This is a genomic window from Pseudomonas sp. FSL R10-0399, from assembly GCF_009600165.1.
GTDB lineage: Bacteria > Pseudomonadota > Gammaproteobacteria > Pseudomonadales > Pseudomonadaceae > Aquipseudomonas > Aquipseudomonas helleri.
The window spans coordinates 40,553-61,606 of sequence record NZ_WIWK01000022.1; the positions used below are offsets into that span (position 1 = coordinate 40,553).

The following is a 21,054-nucleotide window of genomic DNA, read 5'->3' on the forward strand; positions in this document are numbered from 1 at the left end:
CAACCCTTCGCAGCCTGCGGCAGCGACTACGGCGGTCAGTCCGCCGGGATCTTGGCTTTCGGGTCTTTGGCTTCAAGCCCGGGTATCGGCTGATCTTTGGGCGGTGGCTGCGGCAGGTCTATCGGCGGCAGCGGCACAAGGCTGCTGTTGCCGGGGGCAGGCTTGGGCGCTGCACGTGGGGTGACCTGCGGGTATGGCGTAGGTGTAGCAGTGCCCGGCGAACCCGGTGCGGATGTCACCGGGACACTCGGAATGGGGGTTAACTCCGCTGCCTGAGCCGCACTTATCGAGAGCGCGCCCCACACAATGGCCGTTAGAATAGTGCGTTTCATCAATGACTCCGTTGCCAGACCAGCTTGTATGCCGTCAGGCTACTCGCAACCAGCTGATTTTGTCCTCTTCTATGAGACTTCCATGAAACGTTTTGTTTTGCTCGACACCACCCCGATCCCCGAAAATGGCGGCGCCTTGTGCCTGTTTGAGTATGGTGAAGACTTCGTTATCAAGATCCAGGGGGGTGACGGCGGCCAGTTGATGAACACCCGCATGCATGGTTCTGAAGATGCTTTGGCTGAGATCCCGTGCCGTAAAGTGGCCGGTCGCACGAACTCACGGGTGCTGATTGGCGGCCTGGGCATGGGCTTCACCCTGGCTGCGGCCCTCAAACATTTGGGCAAGACTGCCGAAGTGGTGGTCGCGGAACTGGTGCCGGGCGTTGTGGAATGGAACCGCGGCCCGCTCGGCGAGAAAGCCGGCAACCCCTTGCAGGACCCGCGTGCGGTGATTCGTGTCGAGGACGTGGCCAAGGTGCTGCAAGCCGAACCCAATGGCTTTGACGCGATCATGCTCGACGTCGATAACGGCCCCGAAGGCCTGACCCAAAAAGCCAACAGTTGGCTGTACTCAGCCGGTGGCTTGAGCGCCTGCGCCAAGGCATTGCGCCCCAAAGGCGTGCTGGCCGTCTGGTCGGCAAGCGCAGACAAGCAGTTTTCGGACAAGCTGCGCAAAGCAGGCTTTAAATCCGAGGAAGTACAAGTCTTCGCCCACGGCAACAAGGGCACGCGCCACACGATCTGGATTGCGGAAAAAATCAAAGGCTGATCAACAGCTAAACTTCACGACATAACCGTCATTCGTCTTAAGGTGAACCCCATGAGTTCAGCAAACCCACCCTCCCACACCGCCAAGCTGGACCGCATCCTGGCCGATGCCCAGCGTGACCGTGAAATGGGCTATCGCGACAAAGCCCTGAAAATGTACCCCCACGTGTGCGGCCGCTGCACCCGTGAGTTCTCTGGCAAGCGCCTGAGCGAGTTGACGGTTCATCACCGCGACCACAACCATGACAACAACCCGCAGGACGGCTCCAACTGGGAGCTGCTGTGCTTGTACTGCCACGACAACGAACACTCGCGCTACACCGACCAGCAGTACTTTTCGGACAGCTCACTCAGCACCCCTAAAGTTGCCAAGGCCACTCATAACCCGTTTGCGGCGCTGGCCGGCTTGATGAAAAAAGACGAGTAAGGGTTTCTTGTCGCCGGGTGTTGGGGCCGGTGGGCGGGCCATGTGCTGGTATACTCGCGTCTTTTTTCAGAAAGGCACCGGCACGTGGCAGACAAACGGTACAGCTGCATTGGTTTGTATAACCCCAAATCACCGGAAAACGTCGGCTCGGTGATGCGTGCTGCTGGTTGCTACAACGTGGCTTCGGTGTTTTACACCGGCAAACGTTATGAGCGCGCCCGCGACTTCATCACCGATACCAAGAAGATCCATCAGGATATTCCGCTGATTGGCATCGACGACCTCAAAAAAATCATCCCGTTGGGCTGCATCCCGGTCGCCGTTGAACTGGTCGAGGGCGCGCGCTCTTTGCCCGAGTACACGCACCCGGACCGGGCGATTTACATCTTTGGCCCCGAAGACGGTTCGCTGGATAAAGAGGTGCTGGACTGGTGTGAGGATGTGATTTACATCCCGACCAATGGCTGCATGAACCTTGCAGCCACGGTCAATGTGGTGTTGTACGACCGCTTGGCCAAGGGCAAGAACACGCGTTCCGGCCCCAAATTTGGCTAAGGTTTTTTACCGTACTGCTGGCCGGTGCTCCAATCGACCAGCAGGCTGTAAGCAATCGCCAGCAAGGTCGGCCCGATAAACAGGCCAATAAAGCCGAAAGCAATCAACCCGCCAAACACCCCCAGCAATACTATCACCAGCGGCAAGTTGCCGCCCCGGCTGATCAGGTAGGGTTTGAGCACGTTGTCGACACCGCTGATGATCAGCGTGCCCCAGATGCCCAGGAAAATCGCCATGCCATACTCGCCTTTCCAGGCCAGCCAGGCGGTGGCCGGGATCCAGACCAAGGGCGGGCCCATGGGGATCAGGCTAAGCAGGAAGGTGGCCAAACCGAGCACCAGCGCCCCCGGCACACCGGCGATCAAAAAGCCGATCAGCGCCAGCAAGGCCTGGGCTGCTGCCGTACCAATCACCCCGTTAACCACCCGCTGCACGGTGCCTGCCACCAATTCCTGATAGTAATCTGCGCGCTCGCCGATCAGCCGCACCAGCAGGCTATGGACGAACATCGCCAGGCGCGGGCCGTCCCGGTAGAAAAAGAACACGAAGACAATGCTCAGGGTCAGCTCAAGAATCCCGCCGCCGATTTGCGCACTGCGCGCCAGCAGCCAGTTACCCACCTGCCCCAGGTAAGGTTTGACCGCCACGATCATGGCCGCGCCTTGCTGATCGATGGTGTTCCACATGCCGACCAGCCGCTCACCGACCAGCGGAATGCCAGCAAGCCAGGTCGGCGCTTCGGGCAAGCCTTCAAGCTGTACATCTTTGACAAAGGTGGTGGCGTCACGCACGTGGTCTGCCAGGTTAAAGCCCAGCCACACCAGCGGCCCGGCCACCAGCAGCATCCAGCCAACGGTCAGGATGCTGGCGGCCAATGTCTCGCGACCGTTGAGCCAGCGCGTTAAGAGACGCATCAAGGGCCAACTGGCGAATGCCAGCACCGCCCCCCAGAACAAAGCCGACCAAAACGGTGCCATCACCCACAGGCTGGCGCCGAACAGCACCACGAGCAGGATCTGCACCAACAGGCGATCGTTATTGAGCATGTAGGTTCCGCAGACAATTGAGGTTTCGAATAGAAGCGACGACTACCAGAGTGTAGCCGCCGTTTTGCAGGGTTTAGCGCAACAACTCCAGATGCAGGCCCTTGGCCGGTTTGGTCCCCAGGTCCATGCGAGCGGCGCGCACACCGCCTTTGATCAAGGCATCACGCCAGGCCGCTGCCTGGGTGCCGGTCAAACTGACCCGGGAGGTGACATCAAGGTTCAATGCCCGGGCGATCAGGGTGACCCATTGTGCGTCCGGCTCACCGGTCAGTTTCGGGAAGTCCAGCTCGCCTGTGCTTTTCAACTGGCGTTGCAAGGTCGCTGAGGTGGGCAGCAGGTCGCCAAGATCGGCGCTGGCCTGGAGTTGCTCGACGTGCAGATAAGCTTTGCGCCCACCCCGATTGATGCCATACAAGGCGACCAGCTGATTCTGCTCTGGCGCAGCCCGGCGCATCAACAAGTAGGACTGCTGATCATCCGCCCCCACGAGTTTGGAGTTGCCAAACACTTCATTGGCCCACAGGCTGCTTTCACCGCAATCGCGGCCCTGACACCAGAACAGCAGCTCGGCGCCTTCTTTTTGCAAGGCTTCACGGGCTGCCGTAAAGGCTTCAGAGCCCGTATGCTCGGCGGGCAGTTCGTACGTCACGGCGGTGGTTTGACCACGGCTGTTGACCTGCCCTTCAAACCGCAGGCGGCCACTGATTTTGCGAATTGAGCCCATGGGGTAAATGCGTTCGATGTCGGGCTTTACGCTGTAATCGACAATTTGCGCGTCGGCCAGCCGGGGCAGACCTTGCAGGTCTTGGCTGCCTGGCACATCCGCAGCCGATGCCCAGGTACTCAGGCAACTCAGGCCCAGCGCCCAGATAAAACGAGTGGGTATGTTCATCGGCGTCTCACGGTTGAGAGCGGATGGCCTTTGCAGGGCGCAGCGGTGTAGTGATCCATGATGGTTGTCTCCCCTTTCAAGCCGCCAAGCCTCGACAGTTGGCCTGCGCAAGTCAAGGAGTGACGAAGAACCGATTGAAACAGTCTGCAACAAGGGTTGCTCCAGCCTCGTCATTCAGGTGCAAATGATGACCGCCGGCTAACCGTTCCAAGGTAAAGGGTAGACGATCCAACAGCTCAGGGTGGCTGGCCAGCATGCCCTCTTCGGCCACCACCAGCATGGTCGGGCACGTGACCCGGCGCACGAACGACATGGCCTGCGCATCGGTCAGTCGAAGCGGTGACGGCAACGTCAAGCGGCTGTCACTGCGCCAGCTGTAGCCTCCAGGCACGGGCATCAAGCCACGCTGGGCAAGCAGTTCGGCCGCTTCGCGACTGACAGCCACCATGCCCTTCATGCGCGCTTCAATGGCTCGATCAAGGGTGGGGTGTACCGATTTGCGCTTGTGCCCATGGGCCAGCTGCGCCTCAAGGGCCTTGCCCATGTTCTCGGCCGCGTCAATGTCGGGGCCGCTGCGCAGGACGATGCCGTCGATCAAGGCCAACCGGGTGACCCGCTCGGGGAACGAGCCCGCGATGATCACCGAGACAATCGCGCCCAGCGAATGCCCCAACAGGGCAAACTGCTTCCAGCCCAGTTGCTCGGCGACACACAGCACGTCAAACGCGTAATCGGCCAACGCATAACCCGCCCCACGCGGGCGGTGATCCGAGTGGCCATGACCGGCGAAATCCACTGCCACGATACGCAAGCCTGAGAGTTTGGGCGCCAGCCGGGCAAAGCTGTTGGCGTTGTCCAGCCAGCCATGCAGGGCGATGACCGGCAGACCGTCTTGCGGGCCAAATATATGCGCTGCCAGTTCGATATGCGGCAGGCTCAGACGGATTTCTTCAACCACAGGGCTCATGCAGGGTGCTCTTTAGAGGCCGGGTTGACGCAGTTCCCAGCGGGCAAAAATGTGTTTGAGCAGGTGGGCGGTTTCTTGCGGTTGCTCCAGCGGGAACATGTGCCCGCCCGGCACGCTCAGCGACTCACCGAGGGGCAAACGCGCCACGGCGCGGGCATGATGGCGCATGACCACGCGGCTGTCTTGCCCGCGCACCACGGTTAAAGGCACCTGCAATTGCAGGATACGTCCGGGACTGGTGTGGGGAACACCGCGGTAGATGTTGATTTCAGTGGCCGGATCAAAGCTCAGGCGCAAGCGGTCATCAACGGCTTGCAGGCCATGCTCGAGGTAGGCATCAAAACAATCGGGATCGAAGCTGCGAAACAATGCCTTGCCCGCGAAGTATTCCCGTGCAGCTGCGCGGTCAGCAAACTCTTCACGGCGCCCCAGGGTACGACCTGCCGGGGTGAGGCGGTCGATGAAACCAAAACGCTTGGCGGCACGAATCATCCATTGATCGGCCACTGTCAGCACCGGGGAATCCAGCATGACCACGCCTTTGTACAAATGCGGGCAGCGTAACGCGGCGTGCAGGTGCAACATGCCGCCCAGCGAATGGCCGACGCCGAGCACCGGTTCGTCTTGTTGTTGCAGGTGATAAATCAGCTCATCGACCAGATTGCGCCAATTATTGTCCACCGGGAACCGCGGGTCGTGCCCGTGCTGCGGCAAACGCGCAACGCTGAAGTCCGGCGCCAGGGCGTCAAACAATTTGCCGTAGGTGCCTGAGGGGAATCCATTGGCATGGGCGAAGAAAATCTGCCGAGACATACAAGGCGTCCATACATAGGAAGTACGCCTTATTGTCTGTAGGAATATTCCTCACAACAACGACCGTATGCGCCATGAAAGGCGACACAACGGCCATTACTGTGCCGAATCAGCGCGCTGGAGGTGTTTCGCCCAGCGGGACGACGGCGATGGTCAGTCGCGAAATGCAGTTGAGTTTGCCGTTGTCGTCGGTCAGGCGAATGTCCCAGACGTGGGTGGTGCGCCCCATATGAACCGGCTTTGCCACCGCACTCACCCGCCCGCTACGCACGCCGCGCAGGTGGTTGGCGTTGACCTCCAGACCTACGCAATAGAACTTTTTGGTGTCTATGCACAGGTAGCTGGCCATCGAACCGAGGGTTTCGGCCAGGACCACCGAAGCCCCGCCATGCAACAAGCCGAACGGTTGATGAGTGCGGTGATCCACCACCATGCTCGCGGTGATCGACTGGTCATCGTAGGCATCAAAGGTAATGTCGAGCACGTCGCAGATGGTGTTTTTACGCATCTCGTTGAGGTGCGCGAGGTCCGGCTGGGTGGTCCACAAACTCATGGGTCATTCCTTGCTCTGTGAGTGATGGCTGTCATTTTGTCGTAGGATTTTTCGACAACCTGAGCCCAACTATCTTTCACACAGACCTGATTCTGCAACTGTTGCTACAACGGGTGTTTGCCTACCGGGGGTTATGCACACTCAGCAAGGTCATGCTGCCGGCCAGCGGCCACTCCCCTTCGAGCTCCGCCAGGCTGGCGGTGTGCATCGGCTGCGGCTGACGCACATGACCGTGCTGCAACAGGCTGATCAGCTCACCCACGAAAGGCTGATGGCTGACCAACAATACATTGCCACTGTCTGGCAGCTTGCTGGCGGCGAACTTGGGCTCGCTTTCTGGAGTCAGCCACGGCACGGTGATGAACTCACCGGTAAACCCCAGGGCCTCGCGCACCAACTCAGCGGTTTGCTGAGCCCGTACGTACGGGCTGACCAAAATGCGCTCCAGGGGTTTGCCGATCAAGTGTGCGGCGCTGTAGAGCACTTGATCACGACCATGGGCGGTGAGTTCGCGTTCGGCATCACGTCGGGCGTGAGGCTGAGCTTCGCCGTGACGCAAAATCCACAGCTTCATGGCTTGGTCTCGGTGCCGTTCGAAGGGGCGACGTAAGGGGCTTCACCTTCTGGCGCACGCGGTGCTGGCCAGTCAGCAAAAGGCCAAGGCTTTTGCTCGGTGTGAAAACTGCCAAAGCGCCCGATCTGGGCAAGATAAAGGCTCAGGCTGTCACCAAAGTTCATCAGACAGCCATTGGGGGCGCCGTAGACCAGGCGATAAATCAATTGCACCAGCACCAGGCCGCCGAGCACCAATTGCGCGACTTGCCAGACCAATAGAAAAACCAGCATCCACAGCACGCGTATCACGATGGATTCGTACTTGGGGGCGTTATTGCTGTCACTCATGTGCTGCTCCTGTGCTGATCAGTTGAAACCACTGGTGGAGATAAAGTCGACATCGGTCTTGGGTTCTGCGCGCATCAACAGTTCGATCACTTGGTTGAGCGTACGGCCTTCAAACAGAATGGCATGCAGCCCGGCCACCAACGGCATGTAAACGTTCAGTTCCTGCGCTTTGGCCTTGAGCACCTTGAGGGTATTCACGCCCTCGGCCACTTCGCCCAAACGGGCGACCGCGTCTTCCAGGCTCAGCCCCTGCCCCAACGCATACCCGACCTGATAGTTGCGGCTTTTGGGCGATGAACAGGTCACGATCAAATCGCCTACACCCGCCAAGCCGAGAAAAGTCATCGGATTAGCGCCTTGGCTGACAGCAAAACGAGTCATTTCTGCCAAAGCACGGGTAATCAACATACTTTTGGTGTTTTCCCCCATGCCCAGCGCCACCGCCATGCCGGCGATGATGGCGTAGACGTTTTTCAACGCCCCGCCCAGCTCTACACCGAAGCGGTCGGCGCTGGCATAGACGCGGAAGGTACGCCCGTGCAAGGCGCTCTGCACCTGGGTGCAGAGTGCTTCATCAGCGCTGGCCACCACGGTGGCGGTCAATGCATGTTCTGCCACTTCACGGGCCAGGTTGGGGCCGGACAACACGCCGATGCGGGCTTGAGGGGCGATCTCTTCGAGGATTTCGCTCATCAGTTTAAAACTGTGGGCTTCGATGCCCTTGGTCAGGCTGACCAGCATTTTGCCGCTCAAACGCTCGGCGTGGGGCGCCAGCACGCTGCGCAACGCGCTGGAAGGAAGCGCCACAAAGCACAATTGGCAGCTCTGCAGCGTGGCTTGCAGGTCGGTGACCGGCTCGACACCCGGGTGAATTTTGATGCCTTTGAGGTAGCGCGGATTTTCTCGATTGAGGCGTATCGCCTCGGCTTGCTCGGGGTCGCGCATCCACTGGTGCACACGGTGACCGTTTTCTGCCAGCAAGTTGGCCACGGCGGTGCCAAAACTACCGCCTCCCAAGACCGCAATAGCGTGCTGTTCAGTCATATGCAATCCCGTCTTCCATCTAACAGTGGCAATGCTCGCATTATACGGGCCGCCAGCCCTGCGACCAGCCCCATAGCGCATCGCTCTGGCGCCGTTGCTTTGAAGCGCACCCTGCCCCCTCGTTTTGACCACTTAAAGCCCGATAAATAGGCGGCCCTGACTGTCAAAGTGTGACAGCTCAGTTACCATGCCGCTCTGAAGGTCGCTGAGAAGCACAACTGAAGGGATTCATCATTCATGACGACACGTAGTCGCTGGGATATTCACACCCGCACGCAGATGATGAGTCTGGGCCCAGCTTTATTGATCACCCTGCTGCTGATCAGTTTTTTCACCTGTGTACGGATCCAGGACTTGCGCCAGGAGCTGAACTACACCGGTCAGTTGATTGCCAACCAATTGGCCCCGGCCAGTGAATATGGGGTCATTACCGGGAATGCGGTGATCCTGCAAAGCCTGATTACCGCCTCGCTGAACACCCCCCACGTTGAGTTTGTGCAGATCCAGGACAGTGCCGGCAAGACGCTGGCTCGCGCTGAAAAAGCGGCGTTTTCCCCATCGCAAGGGGCCAAATTTGAGGTTTTTCAGGCGCCAGTGCGCTGGCAGAGAGGCCACTCAGGCGATGTGTTTTTACGCAACAACCTGCAAGCCTCTGCGCCAGAAGAGGATTACCTGGGCCGCGTGCTGGTGGGCATGTCCAACGATGCATTCAGCAAGCGCCAGCAAGAGATCCTGCTCAAAGCGGTGATTCTTGCGCTCTTTGCCCTGGGTTTTACCTTCCTTTTGGCACGGCGCCTGGCGGCGAACCTGTCCAAGCCCATCAGCGACATGAGCAAAACCGTCAAGGCCATCCAGCACGGTGATTACAAGGCTCCTCTGCCGGTGGTTGACGATGGCGAACTGGGCAGCCTGGCCCAACACATCAATAATCTGGCTTCGGGCCTTGAACAGGCCAGCCGTGAGCAGCAGACAGCTATGTCGCAATTGATTCAGGCGCGCGAAGAGGCCGAGAGCGCCAACCGCGCTAAAACTGAATTTTTGGCGATGATGAGCCATGAGTTGCGCACGCCCATGAATGGCGTGCTGGGAATGCTGCAACTGCTCGAAACCACCGAGATGACTGAAGAGCAAAAGGAATATGCAGACCTTGCCTCGGCGTCTACTGAGCACTTGTTGAAGGTGATCAATGACATTCTCGACTTCTCGAGGATCGAACGCTCGACGCTGGAACTTGAGCACATTGCGTTCAACTTGCTGGATTTGATCGATAACTGCGCACAAACGTTCCAGTTCAGTGCAGGCCAGCGGGGTTTGCTGCTGCAACTGGCATTGCCTGAAGGCTTGTCGGCCTTGCACGTCCTTGGCGATCCGACCCGGATACGGCAAATTCTGGTCAATCTGATTGGCAATGCCTTGAAATTTACCGAGCGCGGCAACGTCAGCATTGAAGCTAAATGGCAGCCGCTGGATCACCAGTTGATTTGGTTTACCTGCACGGTGCGCGACAGCGGAATCGGGATCAGCAACGAAAAACTTGAATCCATGTTTGACGCCTTTCAGCAAGCGGACAGTTCGATATCCCGGCGTTATGGCGGCACCGGCCTGGGCCTGCCCATCGCCCGCACGCTGGCTGAGCGCATGGGCGGTACGTTGCGCGCCAAGAGTGAGGAAGGCCAAGGTTCGGTGTTCACCCTGGAAATTCCGCTGGAGCTGCACCAACCCGTGACCCTGAGCCAACCGCCGGCGCTGGCTGCACAACCGCCCACGGGCCACGGCGGCAAAGTGCTGTTGGTGGAGGATAATCCGGTCAATCAGACGGTCATCGAAGCCACCCTGCGAAGCCTTGGCTACGAAGTGTGCGTGGTCAGTGATGGTGCACAAGCCATTCACCAGGCCAATACCGAAGACTATGTGGCGATCCTGATGGACTGCCGTCTTCCCATCATTGATGGCTATGAGGCTACCCGGCAAATTCGTCAATTGGCAGGCTGCAGGACGGTGCCCATTATCGCGTTGACCGCCAACGCCTTACAGGGAGACAGGGAAAACTGCCTGCAAGCCGGTATGAACGATTACCTTGCAAAGCCGTTCAAACGAACCGATCTGGAACAAATTCTGCAGTGCTGGGTCCAGTAACTTGTGGCTAAAGAGCCACCTGCGACTGGCGTAAAATGCAAAAGTGCGGCAGTCTTAGGCACCCGAATGGGCCCCTGAACCGGCCCGATTTAAATTTTCAGTGCACAAGTGTACATTCCTGTCCTTTGCGCTGTGACTTTCACTACAACGCAATAGTCTATGTGTAGGCTGGCGAACTGAGACAACATGTTTCGGTTGGTCGGGAAGATTTGCCCCACCCTGCCGCATGGGATTATTGAGGAGCTCGCATGACCAAACAAAACGCCTTTACTCGGGAAGATCTGCTGCGCTGTAGCCGCGGCGAACTGTTCGGCCCAGGTAACGCGCAACTGCCCGCCCCTAACATGCTGATGGTGGATCGCATTACCCATATCAGTGAAGAAGGCGGCAAGTACGGCAAGGGTGAATTGGTCGCCGAGCTGGATATCACTCCAGACCTGTGGTTTTTTGCCTGCCACTTTGAAGGCGATCCGGTGATGCCGGGCTGCCTGGGCCTCGACGCCATGTGGCAGCTGGTTGGCTTTTACCTGGGCTGGCAGGGTTTGCCGGGCCGCGGTCGTGCCCTGGGTTCGGGCGAAGTGAAGTTCTTTGGCCAGGTTTTGCCGACCGCCAAGAAGGTCACCTACAACATTCACATTAAACGCGTCCTCAAGGGCAAGCTGAACCTGGCCATTGCCGATGGTTCGGTGACTGTCGACGGTCGCGAGATTTATACCGCTGAAGGCCTTCGGGTCGGCGTGTTCACTTCAACTGACAACTTTTAAGGGTTATCCGCATGCGCCGCGTCGTTATCACTGGTCTGGGCATTGTTTCGTGCCTGGGCAATGACAAAGAGACCGTCTCCGCTAACCTGCGTGCTAGTCGCCCTGGCATCCGCTTCAACCCGGAATACGCCGAAATGGGTCTGCGTAGCCAGGTTTCCGGCTCCATCGACCTGAACCTCGAAGAGCTGATCGATCGCAAGATTTATCGCTTTGTTGGCCATGCAGCGGCTTACGCCTACCTGGCCATGAAAGACGCCATCACTGATTCGGGCCTGACCGAGGAGCAAGTCTCCAACCCGCGTACTGGCCTGATCGCCGGTTCCGGTGGTGCGTCGACCCTGAACCAGATGGAAGCACTGGACATCCTGCGCGAAAAAGGCGTTAAACGTGTCGGCCCATACCGTGTAACGCGGACCATGAGCAGCACCGTGTCCGCTTGCCTGGCGACACCGTTCAAGATCAAGGGCCTGAACTACTCCATCGCTTCTGCCTGCGCCACCAGTGCTCACTGCATCGGTCACGCCATGGAACAGATCCAGATGGGCAAGCAGGACATCGTTTTCGCCGGTGGTGGTGAAGAGGAGCACTGGAGCCAGTCGTTCCTGTTCGACGCAATGGGCGCGCTGTCCAGCAAGCGCAATGACACCCCTGAACAAGCTTCCCGTGCCTACGACGCCGACCGTGACGGTTTCGTCATCGCTGGCGGTGGCGGTATGGTGGTGGTCGAAGAGCTGGAACACGCTCTGGCCCGTGGCGCCAAGATCTACGCTGAAATCGTTGGCTACGGCGCAACGTCTGACGGCTATGACATGGTTGCTCCGAGCGGCGAAGGCGCTATCCGCTGCATGCAGATGGCAATGTCGACGGTCGATGCACCGATCGACTACATCAACACCCACGGCACATCGACTCCGGTTGGCGACGTGGCAGAGATGAAAGGCATTCGCGAAGTCTTCGCAGACAAGGCACCGCCTATCAGCTCGACCAAAAGCCTGTCGGGTCACTCCCTGGGCGCCGCAGGCGTTCACGAAGCGATCTACTGCATGCTGATGATGGAAGGCAACTTCATTGCGGGCTCCGCCAACATTGATGAACTGGACCCGGCGGTTGCCGACATGCCAGTGCTGACCAAAACCCGTGAAGATGCAACGATCAACACCGTGATGAGCAACAGCTTCGGCTTCGGAGGCACTAACGCCACCCTGGTTCTGAAGCGCTGGGAAGGCAAGTAAGCCCTCCCCCGCTCACTGAAAATGCCCCGACCTGGTCGGGGCATTTTTTTTGCCCGATGGAACGTACAACCCGGTGCAGTGCTCTATAAAGATCAGGACCTTTATCACTCCACTCTGAGGTTTGCCATGACCGTTACCGTCAACACCGTGTCCCACGAAGGTTTTCGTCACAGCATTAAAATCGACGATTACGAAGTGTTTACTGATGTTCCCAAAGCGATCGGTGGCGAGGGTTCAGCACCGTCTCCGCACGATTATTTCGACGCCGCGCTGGGCGCCTGCAAAGCATTGACGCTCAAGCTCTATGCGCAAAAGAAAGACATTCCGCTTACCGGGGTGACTGTTGAGGTCAAGCACGATGCCAGCGAAGAGCAACAAGGCAAATACGCGCTGCACGTGAAACTGACCCTCAAGGGCGTACTGACCGACCAACAGCGCGAAGAGCTGCATAAGGTCGCCGACAAGTGCCCGGTGCACAAACTGATGACCACCGCTGACGTCACCATCGAAACGCACTTGTCAGAAGGCGCTTTCAGCCAGTAATGCGGGCCTCGCGAGCGTTGGGTTATGCTCAACGCTCCCTTAATTGCCTGGACGGGCCCATGCCGACATTCACCGTGATTCACCCGCGCGCCGAAGACGTCGAGGGCCAGCCGATCTTGCGCCCGCTGCCTTCAGCCAAATGCCGCAGTGTCGGGCCGTTTGTTTTTTTCGATCACATGCTGGTGACTGATTACCCACCCGGTCACGGGATGAATATCCAACAGCATCCGCACATTGGTCTTTCGACCCTCACCTACCTGTTTGAAGGCCACTTGCAGCACAAAGACAGTTTGGGCTCAGACCAGTTGGTCGGGCCCGGCGAAGTCAGCTGGATGACCGCAGGCGCCGCGATTGCCCATATTGAGCGTACCCCCGCCCCGCTACGCGAGCAGGGCTCGACCTTGCACGGCCTGCAAGTGTGGCTGGCGTCGCCTAAAGAACACGAGCAAGGCGCAGGTTCGTATAGCCATCACCCGGCCGACAGCCTGCCCGTGAGCGATAGCCTGGGGGTCCGCGTACGAATGATTGCCGGGACAGGCTTTTGCCTGGAGTCGCCGGTGCCGGTGCTTTCACCGACGGTGTATGCCGAAATCCATATGCAAACAGCCACCACCCTGTTGATCCCTGATGAACATCAGGAGCGGGCGCTGTATGTGTTGCAAGGCGACATGCAGCTGGAAGGCCAAACACTGGAGCCACACAGCCTGGTACTGCTGCCGGCGGGTGAAGCACTGACCCTGAGCGCAGACAGCGATTGCCACGCGGTGCTGATTGGCGGAGCGCCGCTCGATGGGCCGCGGCGCATGAACTGGAATTTCGTTGCCAGCGACCGCGAGTTGATTGAGCGGGCAAGAGCCCGCTGGGCGGCAGGCGATTGGCCGACCGTCCCTTTCGAGAGCGGCCGGATTGAGTTGCCCTGAAGGCCTGAGACGGCCTTAGAGGATCATCGCGGCGGCCCAGCCGAAGGCCAGCAGTGGCAGGTTGTAATGCAAAAAGGTCGGCACCACGGTGTCCCAGATGTGGTGATGCTGGCCGTCGATGTTCAAACCGGAGGTCGGGCCCAAGGTAGAGTCCGACGCTGGCGAACCGGCATCCCCCAACGCGCCTGCCGTACCGACGATGCACACAATCGCCATCGGGCTAAAACCCAGTTGCACGCAAAGTGGTACGAAGATCGCGGCAAGAATCGGCACCGTCGAAAATGAAGAACCAATCCCCATGGTCACCAACAACCCGACCAGCAGCATGAGCAACGCGCCTACTCCCTGGCTGTGATTGATCCAGCCCGCCGAGGCTTCAACCAGTGATTTCACCTCGCCCGTGGCTTTCATGACTTCTGCAAAGCCTGAGGCGGCGATCATGATGAAACCGATCATGGCCATCATTTTCATGCCTTCGGTGAACAGGTCGTCGGTCTCGCGCCAACGCACAATCCCGGACACCGAGAAAATCAGAAAACCGACCAGGGCGCCGATAATCATCGAACCCAGCCACAGCTGAATGATGAACGCGGACGCAATCGCGACCCCGGCCACCAGCAGGGTCAACGGGTTGTAGTTGATCGCGGTCTGTTCAACCTGCTCGATCTTGGCCAGGTCATATTCACGCTTTTTGCGGTAGCTGATGAACACCGCCACCAGCAGGCCAACCAGCATGCCCAGCGCAGGGATAGCCATGGCGTGGGTGACATTGACCTGGCTGATATCAACGCCACTTTTGCTGACGTTGGCGAGCAGAATCTGGTTGAGGAAAATATTGCCAAAACCAACCGGCAAGAACATGTAGGGCGTGATCAAGCCAAAGGTCATGACACAGGCAACCAGGCGGCGGTCGATCTTCAGTTTGGTCAGCACATACAGCAAAGGCGGAACCAACAGCGGGATGAAAGCGATATGAATCGGCAAGATGTTCTGCGAGCAAATCGCAACCACCAACAGTAACCCGATCAATAGCCATTTGACCCGATTACCACCGACTGCCTGCTGCTTGTTGACCATCGCCAAGGCTCTGTCGGCCAGTGCATGAGCCAGCCCGGACTTGGCGATCGCCACTGCGAAAGCGCCCAGCAAGGCGTAAGACAACGCCACAGTGGCTCCGCCGCCCAAGCCGCTGTTGAACGCCTCGAGCGTGGCCTCGATGCTCAGGCCGCCCACCAACCCGCCTACCACCGCACCCACAATCAGTGCGATGACCACATGCACACGGAACAGACTGAGCACCAACATGATGCCGACCGCGGCAATTACTGCATTCATAGTTACAACCTCATAGTACGCACCACGATAAAAACACCGTAAAGCGGAAAACTCCGGGTAATAGACTGCTGTTGCAGTCGCCGGATTTGGAAAGGAGGGCTTATTTGAGGGCGCACACTTTGCAGGAGCATCGGCGCCTTGTCAAAGCGCAGGCCAGAAGCGATCGACGAACCACTGAAAAAGCAATTTATCCCTAGTATTTACAGGGCTTTAGCGCATTTTTTTTAACATGAAATTTCGCTTTTTGTCGTAAAGAAATGTGTCAAATGGCCGCTAAGGGTAAAAGCCTCTTTTTAGGATGTCTCCATGTCGCTCAGACAGCTTTCCATACAGTGGAAAATCACCCTGCTCGCCGGCCTTTGCCTTGTGGGTATTGTTGCCCTGCTGGTAGGGCTTTCTCTCTACCGCATGGAGTACACCTCCAGCCTGGTAGAAGCCTCAAGCGCAAAAATGCTCAATGATTCAGCCCAGGCGCGTATCGAAGCTCAGGGTGAGGCGCAGGCCCAGGCCATTAGCCGTCAATTTATGGACGCCTACCAATACGGAAACGGCTTTGCCCGCCAAGTCCTGTTTTTGCGTGAGCAATCCGAAAAGCGCTTTCTGGATGCCTTCGACCTGCGTGAGGACCTGACTCACCAAGTAAAAGCGGCGTTGCAGGCCAACCCTGACTTGCTCGGCCTGTCGCTGGTATTTGAAGCCAACGCACTGGATGGCAAAGACAAGTTGTTTGAGCATCAACCCGTGCTGGGCAGCAACGACAAGGGCCGCTTTGCCCTTTATTGGTCACAGCCGACACCCGGCAAGCTCACCTCGATGGCGCTGCCTGAAACCGATATGTCCGACACCAGTATCGGACCTAGCGGTCAGGCCAATAACTCATGGTTTACCTGCCCGCGTGCGACGCTAAAGCCGTGCATTATCGAACCTTACTTTTATGACATTGACGGGCAACGGGTGCTGATGACCAGCATCGTTTTCCCGCTGATGGTCGATGGCAAGGTGATCGCTTCGCTCTCCGTTGATATCAACCTCAACAGCCTGCAAGCCATGAGTGTGCAGGCCAGCAAAAAGCTGTACGACGGGCAAACCAACGTCGGCATCATCACCTCGGCAGGCTTGCTGTCAGGTTTCAGCGCGGATGCCAGCAAGCTCAGCCTGCGCCTGAATCAGGTCGATCCCGATGACGGTGGCAAGCTGACAGAGTTGATGAACAGCGCGGGTCAGACCGAGAGCATCCGCAACCATCAACGTTTGAAAGTGCTGACACCGTTTTTCCCGATTCCTGGCAGCAAACCTTGGGGGGTCTTGCTCGATGTGCCTGAAAAGGTACTGGTGGGACCGGCACAAGTGCTTCAGGCCGACCTGGAGGCGCGTAATACCGCTGGCACCCTGATTGAGTTGGGGCTGGGTTCGCTGGCGGCGATCATCGGTTTGCTGTTGGTATGGCTGATGGCGCGCAGCGTGACTAGCCCGATACTGGGTGTTGCGCGCATGCTGGAGGACATTGCCAGCGGCGAAGGTGACCTGACGCGCCGTCTGGAGTACGACAAGAAAGATGAGCTCGGGCAATTGGCGGGCTGGTTCAACCGCTTCCTCGACAAACTGCAACCGATCATTGCCGAAGTTAAACGCTCCGTGCAGGACGCTCGCAGTACCGCTGACCAGTCGGCGGCGATTGCGACCCAGACCAGCGCAGGCATGGAGCAGCAATATCGCCAGGTGGATCAGGTGGCCACGGCATCTCATGAAATGAGCGCCACGGCGCAGGACGTCGCCCGCAGTGCTGCACAGGCCGCTCAAGCCGCACGTGATGCAGATCAGGCTACACGCGAGGGCTTGACCATCATCGACCGCACAACCAACAGCATTGATCACTTGGCCGCTGACATGAGCGAGGCGATGGTGCAAGTGGAAGGATTGGCGGCCAACAGCGAGAAAATTGGTTCTGTACTGGAAGTAATCCGCGCCATTGCCGAGCAAACCAACTTGCTCGCCCTGAATGCGGCGATTGAAGCAGCACGTGCCGGTGAAGCCGGCCGTGGATTTGCCGTGGTGGCGGACGAAGTGCGTAACCTGGCGCGACGCACTCAGGAGTCGGTCGAAGAAACTCGCCAAGTGATCGAGCAACTTCAAGTGGGCACCCAAGATGTCGTGTCGTCCATGGGCAACAGTCATCGTCAGGCTCAGGGCAGCGTCGAGCAAGTGGGACAAGCGGTCACTGCTCTGCAGCAAATCGGCGAGGCGGTGACAGTCATTACTGACATGAACTTGCAGATTGCCAGTGCCGCAGAAGAACAAAGTGCCGTGGCCGAAGAGATTAACCACAACGTGGCCACAATTCGTGATGTCACCGAGTCGTTGTCCGGGCAGGCCAATGAGTCGGCACGGGTAAGCCAGTCGCTGAACTCGCTGGCGAATCAGCAACAAAACCTGATGGATCAGTTCCGCGTGTGATGTGACAGCCAAGAGGCGCCTGCTGGCCTGAGCCACTGGCGCCTCTTAACGTTTACGCTTGTGCAGTTCGATGATCACTGACAAGCCGCCCAGCGGGCCGGTTTCAAGCCTCATCTCCCCTCCCCATGCCTCCACAATATCGCGCACGATGCCCAAGCCCAGGCCATGGCCGCTGACTTGTTCGTCCAAACGAGCGCCACGACTGAAGACCTGATCACGCTCGGACTCAGGAATACCGGGACCATCGTCCTGGACCTCTATGACAAATCCATTCGGGTTTTGCTGAACACTTAGCTCAACTTGGGAATCGGCCCATTTACAGGCGTTATCCAATAGGTTGCCGAGCAATTCGAGCATGTCTTCACGGTCCCAAGGCATCTGCAGCCCGGGTGAGGCATTTAGCGCCAAGTGCAGGTGATTGCCATGAATCATGCCCAGCGTGGACATTAAGGCAGGCAGTTCTGCATCGCCGTCAAACTGGGCACCCGGCAAGGCATCACCGGCCAGCCGGGCACGATTGAGCTCACGAGTCATCCGCTGTTGAATATGCTCCAGTTGCTCGCGCAGGCTTTGTTGCAACTGAGGGTAGTGCTCAAATTGCGGGTCATTGACCAAGCTGTATAAGACCGCCAGAGGCGTTTTTAAGGCATGCCCCAAGTTGCCCAGGGCATTTCGCGAGCGCTTTAAGGTGTCTTCAGTGTGGCTCAACAGGTGGTTTATCTGTGTGACCAAAGGCTCAAGTTCAAGGGGAACTTGGGTATCCAGCTGTGAGCGTTGACCTGATTGCAATTGCACGATTTGTTTGCGCGCGGTTTCCAGTGGCCGCAGTGCTCGACGGACGGTGAGCCGCTGCATGAGCAAGATGACCATGAGCGCAACGATGCCAATGCCCAGACCAATTCTCTGCACTTGCTTGAAGCTTTCTCGTATCGGCGTGTAGTCCTGAGCCACTGTGATGGAAACAGGCTGGCCAAAGCGCAGGTAATCGCTGCGCAGGAGCAGCAACATCTGGCCTTCCGGGCCGGGTTGAAGCGTGCTGTCCAGGCCGGGCTGCTTGGGTCTGGGTAATTGTGCGTCCCACAATGAGCGCGAGCGCCAATGTGTGTCGCCAAATTCGATGCTGAAATAATGCCCTGAAAACGGACGCTGATAAGCGGGCGACAGGCGTCGCTCGTCCAGCTGTAAGCCTAGAGGACCACGGCTCAGCGCGACTAACAGGTTTTCGCTGTCAATCTGCAGGCCAGACTCTAAATATCGCTGAAGGCCATTTTCAAATAGCCAGAGACTGACCTGGCTTACCACCAGGCCCGATAGAAACAAGACACTGATCAGGCCAATGCTCAAGCGCCGCTGAATGGACTTCACTGATCACCAGACCCGAAGATATAGCCCTGCCCGCGACGGGTTTCTATGACAGAGCGGCCGAGCTTGCGCCGCAAATGGTTCACATGAACCTCAAGCACATTGGAGTCGCGTTCTGTTTCACCGTCGTAGAGATGCTCAGCCAAATGGCTTTTGGAGAGGATCTGTTGGGGGTGGAGCATAAAGTAGCGCAACAGGCGAAACTCGGCAGCGGTCAGTTGCACTTCACTCTCGCCATGGGTAACAGATTGGCGCGACTCGTCCAGGTGCAACCCTGCGGATTTAAGCAACGGCTGGTTCGACTGACCATGAGAGCGGCGCAGCAGCGCTTGTACACGCAGTTGCAGCTCTTCAGGGTGGAAGGGTTTGGTTACGTAATCATCGGCTCCGGCCTTGAGCCCTTCAATCCGCTCAGACCATGAGCTGCGGGCGGTCAGGATCAGCACCGGCGTGGCAAGCCCCTGTGTGCGCCATTGTTTAAGGACGTCGATACCGGGAACACCCGGCAAACCCAGATCGAGAACAATCAAATCGTACGGCTCACTTTGCCCCTGATACAGGGCATCACGGCCGTCTGCCAGCCAATCCACTGCATACCCCAAGCGCGTTAGCCCGGTTATCAATTCGTCAGCCAAGGGGACATGGTCTTCTACCAGCAACAACCGCATTAATCATCAACCTCATCTTTGAGTAGCTGGCCATCTGCGGCATTCAGCTTGAGTTCACGGACGACACCGTCCTGAGTCAGCAACTCAACTTCGTAAACATACATGTCATCATCCTCTTCCAGCTCCGCTTCGAGCAGCTTGGCCTTGGGGTGATACTGGAATGCCTTTTGAAGCAGTTGCTCCAGGGGCAAGATGACGCCTTTTTCTCGCAAACGCAGCGCTTCGTCCTGATCCAGGTCCCGGGAGAAGACCAAACAGGAAAACGTAATAAGCAGCAGTGCAACACAGCCTCGAACGTACTGATTCACGGTGATCACTTACCTCCGATGCATGCCACGTTAAAAATGCGGACTATAGCGTTGTTGGCTTAATTGAAACTGAATATGCAGGTCTGTCTGTCTGCTGGCCTGGAGCGTGATTGTCGTTAGCCGTGCGTTAACTGCTAAACTGCCGTCCTGCATTCATCGCCCAGGCGATAGCCACCTTTCAGAGCTATAAACACTGTGGAAATTTTTAAAGAGTTTACCTTCGAATCCGCGCATCGGTTGCCTTACGTCCCTGAAGGCCATAAATGCGGTCGTTTGCATGGGCATTCATTCAAGGTTGCAATCCATTTGAGTGGCGACATTGATCCTGCAACCGGCTGGATCCGCGACTTCTCGGAAATCAAAGCGATTTTCAAGCCGCTGTATGAGCAACTCGACCATAACTACTTGAACGATATTCCTGGCTTGGAAAATCCAACCAGCGAAGTTTTGGCGAAGTGGATTTGGCAACAGCTCAAGCCCTTGCTTCCTGAACTGTCAGCCATTCGAATTCATGAAACGTGCACCAGTGGCTGCATTTATTACGGCGACTGAACGCCGGGATATAAAGAAACCACCTGAGCGGTGGTTTTTTATGTCTGGATTTTGAACTGCAAGCTGCAAGCTGCAAGCTGCAAGCTGCAAGCTGCAAGGTAAGCGTCCGGGCATCCCGTCTTGCGCAACTAAGCCGGTTGCCATCGATGCGGCAACAACTCCCCAATCTCACTCGCCCGCTGCGTAGGCAGGCGAGTAAGAACGTCTTTTAGATAAGCATACGTATCGTGGCCGTTGAGCTTGGCTGACTGGATCAAACTCATTAGCGCGGCAGCGCGTTGGCCACTGCGTAGTGAACCGGCGAACAGCCAGTTTTTTCTTCCAAGAGCCCAAGGTCGAATTTGCTGTTCGATATGGTTGTTGTCTATCGGCACCGTGCCGTCGTTGAGATAACGGCTCAACACAGCCCATCGTTTTAGGCTGTAATCCAGCGCCTTGGTAATCCCCAAACCTTCATGCACAAGCTCGCGCTGGGCGATC

At 57.7% G+C, this 21,054-nt stretch carries 23 protein-coding genes and 2 pseudogenes; 11 read left to right on the top strand and 14 right to left on the bottom strand.

Annotated elements, in window-relative coordinates; all coding sequences use genetic code 11:
- Positions 1–35: 35 nt before the first annotated feature.
- Positions 36–332: a hypothetical protein gene (locus GHO41_RS09090; protein WP_048371580.1), complete on the bottom strand. Its 297-nt coding sequence runs from the start codon at positions 330–332 to the stop codon at positions 36–38.
- A gap of 82 nt (positions 333–414) precedes the next feature.
- On the opposite strand from GHO41_RS09090, the gene GHO41_RS09095 reads away from it, so the two are divergent.
- The 3 genes from GHO41_RS09095 (at position 415) to GHO41_RS09105 (ending at position 2,082) form a co-directional block, all read left to right on the top strand.
- Positions 415–1,101 (top strand): spermidine synthase, encoded by a 687-nt coding sequence (locus GHO41_RS09095; RefSeq protein ID WP_048371582.1) that lies wholly within the window; start codon positions 415–417, stop codon positions 1,099–1,101.
- Between the two features lie 51 nt (positions 1,102–1,152).
- Positions 1,153–1,527 carry a YajD family HNH nuclease gene (locus GHO41_RS09100; protein ID WP_048386174.1) on the top strand — a complete coding sequence of 125 codons (375 nt, stop codon included), beginning with the start codon at positions 1,153–1,155 and terminating at the stop codon, positions 1,525–1,527.
- An 84-nt stretch (positions 1,528–1,611) separates the two neighbouring features.
- A complete protein-coding gene (locus tag GHO41_RS09105) occupies positions 1,612–2,082 on the top strand; it encodes an RNA methyltransferase (protein ID WP_048371586.1) in 471 nt (156 codons plus the stop codon).
- Here GHO41_RS09105 and GHO41_RS09110 read toward each other — a convergent pair.
- From GHO41_RS09110 to GHO41_RS09145, 8 genes are all read right to left on the bottom strand, one after another.
- The gene (locus GHO41_RS09110; protein WP_048371588.1) at positions 2,079–3,128 is read right to left on the bottom strand and encodes an AI-2E family transporter; all 1,050 of its coding nucleotides are present in this window, start codon (positions 3,126–3,128) and stop codon (positions 2,079–2,081) included. The two genes, GHO41_RS09105 and GHO41_RS09110, sit on opposite strands and share 4 nt — an antisense overlap.
- A 73-nt stretch (positions 3,129–3,201) precedes the next feature.
- A complete protein-coding gene (locus tag GHO41_RS09115; protein ID WP_048371589.1) occupies positions 3,202–4,020 on the bottom strand; it encodes a DUF4892 domain-containing protein in 819 nt (272 codons plus the stop codon).
- A gap of 112 nt (positions 4,021–4,132) precedes the next feature.
- Complete coding sequence (locus GHO41_RS09120) at positions 4,133–4,987, bottom strand: alpha/beta fold hydrolase (RefSeq protein ID WP_048371591.1); 855 nt, start codon at positions 4,985–4,987, stop codon at positions 4,133–4,135.
- Positions 4,988–4,999: 12 nt separating this feature from the next.
- Positions 5,000–5,800, bottom strand: coding sequence for an alpha/beta fold hydrolase (locus tag GHO41_RS09125; RefSeq protein ID WP_048371593.1), 801 nt, complete (start codon positions 5,798–5,800; stop codon positions 5,000–5,002).
- Between the two features lie 109 nt (positions 5,801–5,909).
- Positions 5,910–6,353 carry a hotdog fold thioesterase gene (locus GHO41_RS09130; protein WP_048371594.1) on the bottom strand — a complete coding sequence of 148 codons (444 nt, stop codon included), beginning with the start codon at positions 6,351–6,353 and terminating at the stop codon, positions 5,910–5,912.
- A 121-nt stretch (positions 6,354–6,474) separates the two neighbouring features.
- A complete protein-coding gene (sixA, locus tag GHO41_RS09135) occupies positions 6,475–6,927 on the bottom strand; it encodes a phosphohistidine phosphatase SixA (RefSeq protein WP_048371597.1) in 453 nt (150 codons plus the stop codon).
- Positions 6,924–7,256 carry a DUF4389 domain-containing protein gene (locus GHO41_RS09140; RefSeq protein WP_048371599.1) on the bottom strand — a complete coding sequence of 111 codons (333 nt, stop codon included), beginning with the start codon at positions 7,254–7,256 and terminating at the stop codon, positions 6,924–6,926. Before GHO41_RS09140 ends, sixA begins: the two co-directional genes overlap by 4 nt.
- Positions 7,257–7,274: 18 nt before the next feature.
- On the bottom strand, positions 7,275–8,300 hold the full coding sequence (locus tag GHO41_RS09145) for an NAD(P)H-dependent glycerol-3-phosphate dehydrogenase (protein WP_153433397.1): 1,026 nt from the start codon (positions 8,298–8,300) through the stop codon (positions 7,275–7,277).
- Positions 8,301–8,537: 237 nt separating this feature from the next.
- Here GHO41_RS09145 and GHO41_RS09150 point away from each other — a divergent pair, with 237 nt between their 5' ends.
- The 5 genes from GHO41_RS09150 (at position 8,538) to GHO41_RS09170 (ending at position 13,895) form a co-directional block, all read left to right on the top strand.
- Positions 8,538–10,436, top strand: coding sequence for an ATP-binding protein (locus tag GHO41_RS09150; RefSeq protein WP_153433398.1), 1,899 nt, complete (start codon positions 8,538–8,540; stop codon positions 10,434–10,436).
- A 248-nt stretch (positions 10,437–10,684) separates the two neighbouring features.
- Entirely contained in the window at positions 10,685–11,200 is a 516-nt protein-coding gene (fabA, locus tag GHO41_RS09155) for a 3-hydroxyacyl-[acyl-carrier-protein] dehydratase FabA (protein WP_032859207.1), read from the top strand.
- Positions 11,201–11,211: 11 nt separating this feature from the next.
- Positions 11,212–12,432, top strand: coding sequence for a beta-ketoacyl-ACP synthase I (gene fabB, locus GHO41_RS09160; RefSeq protein WP_048371603.1), 1,221 nt, complete (start codon positions 11,212–11,214; stop codon positions 12,430–12,432).
- Between the two features lie 126 nt (positions 12,433–12,558).
- Positions 12,559–12,975 (top strand): OsmC family protein, encoded by a 417-nt coding sequence (locus GHO41_RS09165; RefSeq protein ID WP_048371605.1) that lies wholly within the window; start codon positions 12,559–12,561, stop codon positions 12,973–12,975.
- A 59-nt stretch (positions 12,976–13,034) separates the two neighbouring features.
- Positions 13,035–13,895 carry a pirin family protein gene (locus GHO41_RS09170; protein ID WP_153433399.1) on the top strand — a complete coding sequence of 287 codons (861 nt, stop codon included), beginning with the start codon at positions 13,035–13,037 and terminating at the stop codon, positions 13,893–13,895.
- Positions 13,896–13,910: 15 nt separating this feature from the next.
- Here the strand turns inward: GHO41_RS09170 and GHO41_RS09175 are convergent, their stop codons facing one another.
- Positions 13,911–15,230, bottom strand: coding sequence for a Na+/H+ antiporter family protein (locus GHO41_RS09175; RefSeq protein WP_153433400.1), 1,320 nt, complete (start codon positions 15,228–15,230; stop codon positions 13,911–13,913).
- 525 nt (positions 15,231–15,755) lie between these two features.
- Here GHO41_RS09175 and GHO41_RS30685 point away from each other — a divergent pair.
- A pseudogene (locus GHO41_RS30685) lies at positions 15,756–16,826 on the top strand (HAMP domain-containing protein); the annotation flags it as partial.
- Positions 16,827–17,159: 333 nt separating this feature from the next.
- Positions 17,160–17,684 (top strand): annotated as a pseudogene (locus tag GHO41_RS30690) (methyl-accepting chemotaxis protein); the annotation flags it as partial.
- 45 nt (positions 17,685–17,729) lie between these two features.
- On the opposite strand, the gene GHO41_RS09185 reads toward GHO41_RS30690, so the two are convergent.
- The 3 genes from GHO41_RS09185 to GHO41_RS09195 are packed head-to-tail and all read right to left on the bottom strand — an operon-like array spanning position 17,730 to position 20,031.
- Positions 17,730–19,049, bottom strand: coding sequence for a sensor histidine kinase (locus GHO41_RS09185; RefSeq protein WP_371928881.1), 1,320 nt, complete (start codon positions 19,047–19,049; stop codon positions 17,730–17,732).
- Complete coding sequence (locus tag GHO41_RS09190; protein ID WP_153329281.1) at positions 19,046–19,714, bottom strand: response regulator transcription factor; 669 nt, start codon at positions 19,712–19,714, stop codon at positions 19,046–19,048. The genes GHO41_RS09185 and GHO41_RS09190 overlap by 4 nt, the downstream gene beginning before the upstream one ends.
- Positions 19,714–20,031: a PepSY domain-containing protein gene (locus GHO41_RS09195; protein ID WP_371928882.1), complete on the bottom strand. Its 318-nt coding sequence runs from the start codon at positions 20,029–20,031 to the stop codon at positions 19,714–19,716. Before GHO41_RS09195 ends, GHO41_RS09190 begins: the two co-directional genes overlap by 1 nt.
- Before the next feature lie 186 nt (positions 20,032–20,217).
- Here GHO41_RS09195 and queD point away from each other — a divergent pair, with 186 nt between their 5' ends.
- Positions 20,218–20,574, top strand: a complete 357-nt coding sequence (gene queD, locus GHO41_RS09200; RefSeq protein ID WP_048386287.1) for a 6-carboxytetrahydropterin synthase QueD — start codon at positions 20,218–20,220, stop codon at positions 20,572–20,574.
- 128 nt (positions 20,575–20,702) lie between these two features.
- Here queD and GHO41_RS09205 read toward each other — a convergent pair.
- Positions 20,703–21,054 (bottom strand): transposase (locus tag GHO41_RS09205; protein ID WP_153433402.1); only part of this gene is annotated, 352 nt, incomplete at its 5' end.

Bases quoted from the DNA above. Each gene is read 5' to 3' on its own strand.
- GHO41_RS09110 (WP_048371588.1), bottom strand. From the start codon at position 3,128: ATGCTCAATAACGATCGCCTGTTGGTGCAGATCCTGCTCGTGGTGCTG.
- GHO41_RS09120 (WP_048371591.1), bottom strand. From the start codon at position 4,987: ATGAGCCCTGTGGTTGAAGAAATCCGTCTGAGCCTGCCGCATATCGAA.
- fabA (WP_032859207.1), top strand. From the start codon at position 10,685: ATGACCAAACAAAACGCCTTTACTCGGGAAGATCTGCTGCGCTGTAGC.
- GHO41_RS09130 (WP_048371594.1), bottom strand. From the start codon at position 6,353: ATGAGTTTGTGGACCACCCAGCCGGACCTCGCGCACCTCAACGAGATG.
- GHO41_RS09190 (WP_153329281.1), bottom strand. From the start codon at position 19,714: ATGCGGTTGTTGCTGGTAGAAGACCATGTCCCCTTGGCTGACGAATTG.
- GHO41_RS09170 (WP_153433399.1), top strand. From the start codon at position 13,035: ATGCCGACATTCACCGTGATTCACCCGCGCGCCGAAGACGTCGAGGGC.
- sixA (WP_048371597.1), bottom strand. From the start codon at position 6,927: ATGAAGCTGTGGATTTTGCGTCACGGCGAAGCTCAGCCTCACGCCCGA.
- GHO41_RS09100 (WP_048386174.1), top strand. From the start codon at position 1,153: ATGAGTTCAGCAAACCCACCCTCCCACACCGCCAAGCTGGACCGCATC.
- GHO41_RS09150 (WP_153433398.1), top strand. From the start codon at position 8,538: ATGACGACACGTAGTCGCTGGGATATTCACACCCGCACGCAGATGATG.
- fabB (WP_048371603.1), top strand. From the start codon at position 11,212: ATGCGCCGCGTCGTTATCACTGGTCTGGGCATTGTTTCGTGCCTGGGC.
- GHO41_RS09175 (WP_153433400.1), bottom strand. From the start codon at position 15,230: ATGAATGCAGTAATTGCCGCGGTCGGCATCATGTTGGTGCTCAGTCTG.
- GHO41_RS09125 (WP_048371593.1), bottom strand. From the start codon at position 5,800: ATGTCTCGGCAGATTTTCTTCGCCCATGCCAATGGATTCCCCTCAGGC.
- GHO41_RS09115 (WP_048371589.1), bottom strand. From the start codon at position 4,020: ATGAACATACCCACTCGTTTTATCTGGGCGCTGGGCCTGAGTTGCCTG.
- GHO41_RS09090 (WP_048371580.1), bottom strand. From the start codon at position 332: ATGAAACGCACTATTCTAACGGCCATTGTGTGGGGCGCGCTCTCGATA.
- GHO41_RS09145 (WP_153433397.1), bottom strand. From the start codon at position 8,300: ATGACTGAACAGCACGCTATTGCGGTCTTGGGAGGCGGTAGTTTTGGC.
- GHO41_RS09095 (WP_048371582.1), top strand. From the start codon at position 415: ATGAAACGTTTTGTTTTGCTCGACACCACCCCGATCCCCGAAAATGGC.
- GHO41_RS09165 (WP_048371605.1), top strand. From the start codon at position 12,559: ATGACCGTTACCGTCAACACCGTGTCCCACGAAGGTTTTCGTCACAGC.
- GHO41_RS09140 (WP_048371599.1), bottom strand. From the start codon at position 7,256: ATGAGTGACAGCAATAACGCCCCCAAGTACGAATCCATCGTGATACGC.